The 1,617-nt window shown below is 45.4% G+C and carries 1 protein-coding gene; it reads left to right on the forward strand.

Features of this window, described 5'->3' with window-relative positions:
- The first annotated feature begins 115 nt into the window (after positions 1–115).
- Positions 116–1,567 (forward strand): IS1182 family transposase, encoded by a 1,452-nt coding sequence (locus FPZ49_RS35070; protein WP_144855358.1) that lies wholly within the window; start codon positions 116–118, stop codon positions 1,565–1,567.
- The last annotated feature ends 50 nt before the right edge of the window (positions 1,568–1,617 follow it).

Here is a 1,617-nt window from a genome sequence, read left to right on the forward strand (position 1 = left end):
GAGGCCACTGAAAAAGTCTAGCTCTTAGAAAAAGGTACTGCCCTTCAAGAAAGTTGAAGAGGCTGTACCTTTTTTGTCGTATAATTGAGTCATCACAAAAAGCGGGTGAGAGCACATGATTCGGCAACAACAAACCTTAGTCCTGAGTCCTTATGCGGCACTGTATGACATCGTCGTGCCGAAGGACAATATGCTGCGACAAATCAACGAACTGGTGGACTTCGACTTCATATACGAGGAACTAGAATCAAAGTATTGTTTGGACAATGGACGAAATGCCATTGACCCTATTCGCATGTTTAAATATTTACTGCTAAAAGCTATCTTTGAATTATCTGACGTAGACATTGTCGAGCGTTCGAAGTATGACCTGTCGTTCAAATTCTTCCTCGGCATGGCACCCGAGGACCCGGTAATTGACCCGAGTTCTCTAACCAAATTCCGCAAACTACGGTTGAAAGACATCAACCTATTGGACTTACTCATTGGTAAGACGGTTGCCCTCGCCATCGAGCAGAATATTTTGAAGAGCAACTCCATTATCGTTGACGCTACGCATACGAAAGCGCGCTACAACCAGAAATCACCGCAAGAAATCTTACAAGATCGTGCGCGGAAACTGCGAAAGGCCGTTTATAGCATGGATGAATCAGCCAAAACCAAAATGCCAGCAAAGAATATGAACAACGTGCTTGAAGACGAAATCGAGTATTGCCAAAAACTCGTCGCCTTCATCGAAAAGGAATCCGGAATCGCGCAAGTACCGAAAATTCTAGAGCCGCTTAACTTGCTGAAAGAGACAGTGGAAGATGATGTCGAGCAACTTCGGCTGGCGGCGGATCCGGATGCGCGTGTGGGACATAAGAGTGCAGATTCCGCCTTCTTTGGATACAAAACACATCTTGCCATGACCGAGGAGCGCATCATTACGGCAGCCGTAATCACAACAGGCGAGAAGAATGACGGTAAGCAATTGGAAGCATTAGTCGAAAAAAGCAAAATGGCTGGTATGCTGGTCAAGACTGTAATTGGGGATACCGCCTATTCCGAGAAGGATAACATTTCGTACGCAAAAAACAACGATCTCGAACTTGTATCCAAGCTTAATCCCAACATCACACAGGGCACCCGAAAAAAAGAAGATGAGTTTCTGTTCAACAAAGATGCAGGCATGTATGTGTGCAAGGCCGGTCATCTAGCCATTCGAAAGGCTCGGCAGGGAAAGAAGGGCCGTGGCAAAAACCAAAGAGACACATACTTTTTTGACGTGGAGAAATGCAAGCATTGTCCGTTCAAGGAGGGCTGTTACCAGGAGGGTGCCAACAGTAAAACCTACTCCGTGAGCATTAAATCCGATGAACATACGGAACAAATGGCGTTCCAAGAAACGGAGTCTTTTAAAGCCAAATCCAAGGAAAGATACAAAATTGAAGCAAAGAACAGCGAACTCAAACATAGACACGGGTATGATGTCGCCACATCCTCGGGTCTGATTGGCATGCAGTTGCAAGGTGCGATGGCCATATTTGCGGTGAATCTAAAGCGGATATTGAGAATAGCCGACTAAGGATCATTGAGGAATACAACCGAATAGGGTCAAAAAAAGAAGACATCTCC

It is taken from the genome of Paenibacillus cremeus (assembly GCF_007786445.1).
In the GTDB taxonomy this organism is placed as follows: Bacteria; Bacillota; Bacilli; order Paenibacillales; family NBRC-103111; genus Paenibacillus_G; species Paenibacillus_G cremeus.

Coding starts and splice junctions, on each gene's coding strand:
- FPZ49_RS35070 (WP_144855358.1), top strand. CDS start 116: ATGATTCGGCAACAACAAACCTTAGTCCTGAGTCCTTATGCGGCACTG.